This window comes from Teichococcus aerofrigidensis, from assembly GCF_054073225.1.
The window spans coordinates 1-6,216 of sequence record NZ_JBSXMU010000162.1 but is presented as its reverse complement, the minus strand read 5'-3'; the positions used below and the strand labels follow the sequence as shown (position 1 = coordinate 6,216).

Annotated in this window: 5 protein-coding genes; 3 read left to right on the top strand and 2 right to left on the bottom strand. The window is 74.4% G+C overall.

What is annotated here, in order from left to right:
* Both ACVMLK_RS19385 and ACVMLK_RS19380 read right to left on the bottom strand, forming a co-directional pair.
* Nucleotides 1–828 (bottom strand): ABC transporter ATP-binding protein (locus ACVMLK_RS19385; RefSeq protein ID WP_457487346.1); only part of this gene is annotated, 828 nt, incomplete at its 3' end.
* A gap of 3 nt (nucleotides 829–831) precedes the next feature.
* Nucleotides 832–1,938: an extracellular solute-binding protein gene (locus tag ACVMLK_RS19380; protein ID WP_198366053.1), complete on the bottom strand. Its 1,107-nt coding sequence runs from the start codon at nucleotides 1,936–1,938 to the stop codon at nucleotides 832–834.
* A 296-nt stretch (nucleotides 1,939–2,234) separates the two neighbouring features.
* Between ACVMLK_RS19380 and ACVMLK_RS19375 the strand changes: the two genes are divergently transcribed.
* From ACVMLK_RS19375 to ACVMLK_RS19365, 3 genes are all read left to right on the top strand, one after another.
* A complete protein-coding gene (locus ACVMLK_RS19375; protein ID WP_457487345.1) occupies nucleotides 2,235–2,888 on the top strand; it encodes a hypothetical protein in 654 nt (217 codons plus the stop codon).
* Between the two features lie 41 nt (nucleotides 2,889–2,929).
* The gene (locus ACVMLK_RS19370; RefSeq protein WP_457487344.1) at nucleotides 2,930–5,389 is read left to right on the top strand and encodes a glycosyl hydrolase family 28-related protein; all 2,460 of its coding nucleotides are present in this window, start codon (nucleotides 2,930–2,932) and stop codon (nucleotides 5,387–5,389) included.
* A partial coding sequence (locus ACVMLK_RS19365) for a hypothetical protein (protein WP_457487343.1) occupies nucleotides 5,389–6,216 on the top strand: 828 nt, incomplete at its 3' end. The genes ACVMLK_RS19370 and ACVMLK_RS19365, both read left to right, overlap by 1 nt.

Sequence of the window (6,216 nt, the reverse complement as noted above, 5' to 3'; positions counted from 1 at the left end):
CGCCAGGGCCGTGGTCGCCGCCGGCAGCGCCGCCGGGCGCAGCGCGACGCCGAGGGCAGGGCAGTCGAAGCCGCCGCGCCCGTCCGGCCGCCCCTCCAGCACATTGGCGCCGCCGAGGAAGCCGGCCACGAAGCGCGTCGCCGGGCGCTCGTAGACGGCGCGCGGCGGGCCCTGCTGCACCAGCCGCCCGGCCTCCAGCACGGCCACGCGGTCGGCCAGCGACAGCGCCTCCTGCTGGTCGTGCGTCACCATGATGAAGGCGGCGCCGGTCGCCCGCTGCAGGGCGCGCAGCTCGAAGCCGGTGCGCTCGCGCAGATGCGCGTCCAGCGCGCCCAGCGGCTCGTCCAGCAGCAGCAGGCGGGGCCGCTTGACCAGGGCGCGGGCCAGGGCGACGCGCTGCCGCTGGCCGCCCGAGAGGCGCTGCGGCATGCGGCCCTCCAGCCCCTCCAGCCCGACCAGGGCGAGCGCCCCGGCCACGCGGCGCTCGCGCTCGGCCCGCGGCACGCCGTCGCGCCGCAGGCCATAGGCGATATTGGCCGCGACGCTCAGATGCGGGAACAGCGCGTAGGACTGGAACATCATGTTCAGCGGCCGCGCATGCGGCGGCAGCGGCGCGAGGTCCTGCCCCGCGAGGTCGAGCCGGCCGGCATCGGCCGTCTCGAAGCCGGCGATGACGCGCAGCAGCGTGGACTTGCCCGAGCCCGAGCCGCCGAGCAGCGTCAGGAACTCGCCGGGCGCGACGTCGAGGTCGAGCCCGTCCAGCGCCAGATGGTCGCCAAAGCGCTTGACCAGGCCACGCAGCGAGAGCAGCGGCGGGATGGCCGGCAAGGCTCAGCGCCCGGCCTTGATGCGGTTCCAGCTGCGGCTGCGCCCCCGCTCCACCGCCGGCGCCAGGGTGGTGGCGATGAAGGTCCGCTGCAGCATCTCGGTCGTCGGATAGACATTCGGGTCCTGCCGCACGGCGGGATCGACCAGCGCCGTCGCCGCCGGGACGGCGTTGGGGTAGCGCACCTGGTTGGTGATGCCGGCCATCACCGCGGGCCGCAGCAGGAAGTCGATGAAGGCATGCGCCGCCGCGGGGTTCGGCGCATCGGCCGGGATGGCCAGCATGTCGAACCAGAGCTGCGCGCCTTCCCTCGGCTGCACGTAGCCGATCTCGACGCCGCGCCCGGCGGCCTGGGCGCGCGCCCGCGCCTGGATGACATCGCCAGAATAGGTCAGGGCGACGCAGTACTCGCCGGTGGCCAGCGCGTCCATGATGTTGCCGCTGGCGGTGATGGCGCGGACATAGGGGCGGATCGCCAGCAGCGCCTCCTCGGCGGCGCGCTGCGAGGCGGCGTCGGTGGCGTTCGGGTCGCGGCCCAGCCAGCGCAGCACCGAGGGGAAGACATCCGTCGCGCTGTCCATCACCGCGATGCCGCAGCGGGCGAGGCGCTGCGCATTCTCGGGTTTCATCAGCAGGTCCAGGCTGTCGAGCGGCGCGCCGGGCAGGAGCTCGCGCACGCGGTCGAGCCGGATGCCGAGGCCCACCGTGCCATAGAGGTAGATGGCGCCATGGCGGTTGCCCGGGTCGCTCGCCTCCACCTGGCGCAGCAGGAGGGGATCCTGGTTGCCCCAGTTCGGGATCCGGTCGCGGTCGAGCGGCAGCAGCGCGCCGGCGCGCACCAGCCGGGCGAAGGTCGGCTCGCTCGTCGGCACGATGATGTCGTAGCCCGAGCGCCCCGCGGAGAGCTTGCCCTCCAGCGTCTCCAGGCTGTCGAAGACATCGTAGCGGATGCGGATGCCGGTCTCCTGCTGGAAGCGCGCTACCGCGTAGGGATCGATGTAGTCGGACCAGTTGTAGACGTTCAGCACCGGCGGCTGCTGCGCCGCCACCGGACCTGGCGCCCCCAGGGCCAGAAGGACGGGCAAGGTCAGGGCGAGGAAGCGTCGGAGCATGCGGCGGTGATCCTGCGGCGTTGCGGAGCGCGCCCAGGCTAGTGGCGGGCGCGGCGCGGGTCCACGCCGGAAGGGCCGGGCCGGAAAGAAAATGTACCCATCAATCTAGGATTATTTTCTTGACATCCCCTCCCCCCCTCCGCTAACTCCGCTGCATCAACGGCCGAGTTGCGCCCACCGCCTGCGCCCCGGCCCGCCCCCCGAGGTCTTCGAGCCCCGTCCCTCCCGCCCCGCGCGCCCCCCGGCGCCGGGGCTTTTTTTCGTGCCGGTCGCCGCGCCCGCACCAGGAGATGCGCATGCCCTTCGATCCCCGCGGATTGTCGCCGCTGAGCAGCACCGGCAGCTTCACGCTCTGGCTCTACGTCACCACCGACACCCGCGCCGCCATCCTGGCGCAGGGCTATTTTGCCAGCGCGGCGGACCGGCTGCTGCCCGGCCACATCCTCGTGGCGCAGGCGGCGGATTCGCTGAACTTCCTGCCGGTGCAGAGCAGCGGCCGGGTCGGCAACGGCGTGGTGCTGGATGCCTCGGCGGCGCCGCTGCGGCTGGCCGCCTCCTCCGCCCTCGGCCTCGCCTTCAGCCTGCCGCCGGTCGATGCGGCGACGCGCAGCGTGGCGCTCGATGCGGTGCCGGCCGGCCTCTACATCGGCCGGGGCTTCGCCGTCAGCGCGCGCGTCGGCGGGCCGATCGCGGCGCTCGAGTTCAGCATCCTCGATGCCAGCGGCGGCGTGGTGGCCGGGCCCGTGACCAGCAGCGTCGCCAATGGCGCGGCCTCGGCCAGCTTCACCGCCCCCGCGCCCGGCACCGGCTACCGCATCCGCGTCCGCGACCCGCTGGAGCCGCTGGCGACGCACACCTCCGCCAGCTTCGTCGTCACCGAGCCCTTCGCCCTGCTGACCGAGACGGGGGCGAGCATCTCCGGAGAGAGCGGCGGCGAACTCCTGCTCTGACCCGGCACGCCCTTCCCGCCCCTCCCCCCAAGGATCTCCCGATGTCCGACAAGAAGATCAGCGAACTGCCCGCCGCCGCCACCCTCAGCGACGCCGATCTGACGCCCGTGGTGCAGGGCGCGGCCACGCTGGCCGAGACGCGCGGCGCCAGCATCGCGCAACTGCGCGGCGGCATCCTGGTGGAACGCGCCCGCCATGTGCGCGACTACGGCGCCGTGGGCGACGGCCTCACCGACGACACGGCGGCGATCCAGGCCGCGCTCGATGCCGCGGCCGCGGCGGGCGGCGGCGCCGTCCTGCTCGGCCCGCGCCGCTACCGGGTGGCCGCGGCGGAGCTGGAGGTGAAGGACGGCGTCTTCCTGCAGGGCCGCCCGGGCAGCGGCGGCTGGCGCCAGGACGGCGACTTCACCACCCTCGGCTACGCGATCCTGCTCAGCCCCGCGCGGACCATCCGCATCCGCCGCAACGCCGGGCTGCAGGGCATCGCCGTGCTGCGCGAGGGGCTGACGGCGCCGCGGACGCTGCGCGAGGGCTTCGCCGCCGCCGCCGCCTTCACCGGGACGGCGATCACCGTGGGCGACGGCGGCAGCGGCAACTCCGCCGGCAACGGCGCCGACGCGCTGCTCTCGCGGCTGCTCATCCTCGGCTTCGACTGGGGCATCCGCAGCGACGGCAACGCGCGCCTGCGCGTCGAGCAGGTGCTCGGGGACTGCACCAACGGCCTCTACCTCGGCCGCTCCTACGATGTCTCGCGCATCAGCGAGGTGAACTGGCACCCGCTGGTCACCGCCTCGCGCGGCTGGTCGGCGCAGCGCGTCCCCGTCGCCGGCGTCGCGGCCGGCCCGGCGGGGCTGTTCCGCGTGACCACCGCCACGGCCCACGGGCTGGCGACCGGCGACCTCGTCAACATCGCCGAGGTCGGCGCCTCCGGCGCGCCCTCGCTCTGGGGCCGCTGGACCGTGACGGCGGTGGACGCCACCACCCTCGACCTGCAGGGCAGCAGCTTCACCGCGGGCTGGACCTCGGGCGGCGCGGTCTACTTCACGGCGAACCGCCGCCCCGGCATCGCCTACCAGGCCTATGACTGCGACATGGCCAGCTTCGAGAACTGCTTCGAGTACGGCCACGACATCGGCTTCGACATCGGCGACGAGGTGCATTCCTGCAGCTTCATCAACACCGGCACCGATGCCTGGGTGGACATGGCCGACCCGCAGACGATCGGCATCCGCATTCGCGGCACCGCGCTGCGCAACAAGTGGATGGGCGGCTTCATCTCCTCCAAGGGCTGCTCGCTGCAGGTGATGACCACCGGCTCCGAGCAGCATGAGGTGATCGGCGTCAATGTCACCGGCGGCGCGCGCCGCGTCGCCGAGGTGCTGTCCGGCCAGGTCTCGCTGATCGGCTGCGACTTCACCGGCCCTCCCGGCACCAGCAACGTGACCGGCAGCACCATCCATCTCGGCGCCTCGGCCGGGCCAGTGATCGTCGCCGGCTGCGACACCGGCGCCGTCACCTTCACCGCCGACAGCGCGGCGGCGATGCGCCGGCTGCAGCTGCTCGGCAACCGCGGCGCGGTGCAGACCACGCAGCGCATCGCCGCCGGGCGCGTCGAGCTCGCCTCTGTCAGCGCGGCCGGCGCCATCGAGACGCGGCTCTCGGCCGATACCGACGGCGCCGTCAACCTGCACCAGCGCGGCACCTCCGCCGGCGCCCAGCTGCGGCTGTACAAGGCGGGCGCCGCCACCGCGGCGGTGACGGCGGCGAGCATCGCCGTCAGCGGCAACGACTGCGTCTTCGCCGGCGACAGCGGAAACCTCAACCCGTCCTTCATCTTCGGCGGCAGCGGCATGACCGCGGCACAGACCCTGCGCCTGCGCCGCCTCTCCACCACGCCGGCGGCGAACGACCGCCTCGCCGTGCTGGAGGCCAGCGGCAACAACAGCGGCGGCAGCGAGCAGGTCTTCGGCCGGCTGGTTGCGGTCGCCGAGACGGTGGCGGCGGGCAGCGAATCGGGCGCGCTGGTGCTGGAGACGCGCTCCGGAGGCAGCGTGGCGGAGCGCCTGCGGCTGGCCGGCAACGGCACGCTGACGGTCGCCGGCCCGGTGGTCCTGCCGGCCGACCCGACATCGGCGCTGCAGGCTGCCACCAAGCAGTATGTCGACAGCCAGTTCACCGCGCGGCGCATGACCACCCTGGCGCTGGCCACGACCACCGTGCTGACCCATGCCGCGCATAACGGGCGGATGCTGATCGCCAATCCCGGCGCCGCCCTGTCGCTGAGCTGGGCGAACACCGGCGACGGCTTCAGCTGCAGCGTCATCAACCGCACCGGCGCGGACCTGGCGCTGAGCCTCGCGGGCTTCACCGGCAACACCGCGCCCACCAACAGCGACGGCTACACGCGCATCCGCGCCGGCGGCGTCGCCACGCTGATGACCTATTCCCCGGACGGGGGCACCACCCGGATCTGCCACCTGGCCGGGGCGGGGGCGCCCTGATGACGCCGGGGATGGTCATGCCGGGCCTGCTCGGCGGGCCGGGCGGGCTGCGCCTGCTCGGGCCCGGCTATGCCGGCCGGCTCGCCACGCTGCGCGCCGGCGGCGCGCTGGCGGCGGATGCCTCCGGCGCCTTCCGGCCGGTGGCGGCGAACCAGCCGCGCTTCCAGGGGCCCGCCGGGCGCCTGCTGGTCGAGGCGGCGGGCGGCAACGCCATCCGCAACCCGCGGATGGAGGGCGCGGCGGTGGGCAGCCAGCTCGGCGCCGGCGCCAGCCTGCCCAGCTTCTGGGCCACCGTCATCTCGCTCGGCCTGCGGATCGGGGTGATGGATGTCGGCAGCGAGGACGGCCTGCCCTGCATGGACCTCCGCCTCTACGGCACCCCCACCGCCACCGGCGCCGTGCGGCTGTCGATGGAAGCCGCCAACGCGGCGGCGGCGCAGGGGCAGGGCTGGACGCTCTCCTGCTTCCTGCGGCTGCTCGCCGGCAATCTCGGCACCTCCGTCGCCCGCACGCAGATCGTCGAGCGCAGCGGCGGCGGCGGCTTCCTCACCAGCACGACGGGGCCGGCCATGGCACCCGGCCCCGGCGCGCTGGCCGGGCAGCGGTCGGTGCATCAGCACAGCGTCGCCCTCGCCGCCACCACGCAGGTGACGCCGGAATTCACCCTGTCGGTGGAGGCGGGCGTGGCGCTCGACGTGACGCTGCGCCTGGGCGCGCCGCAGCTCGAGGCGGGCGGGCGCGCCACCACGCCGGTCCTGCCGCCGGCCGGCCAGCCCGGCGTCGCCGCGCGCGCGGCCGATCAGCCCTCCTGGACGCCGCAGGGCGGG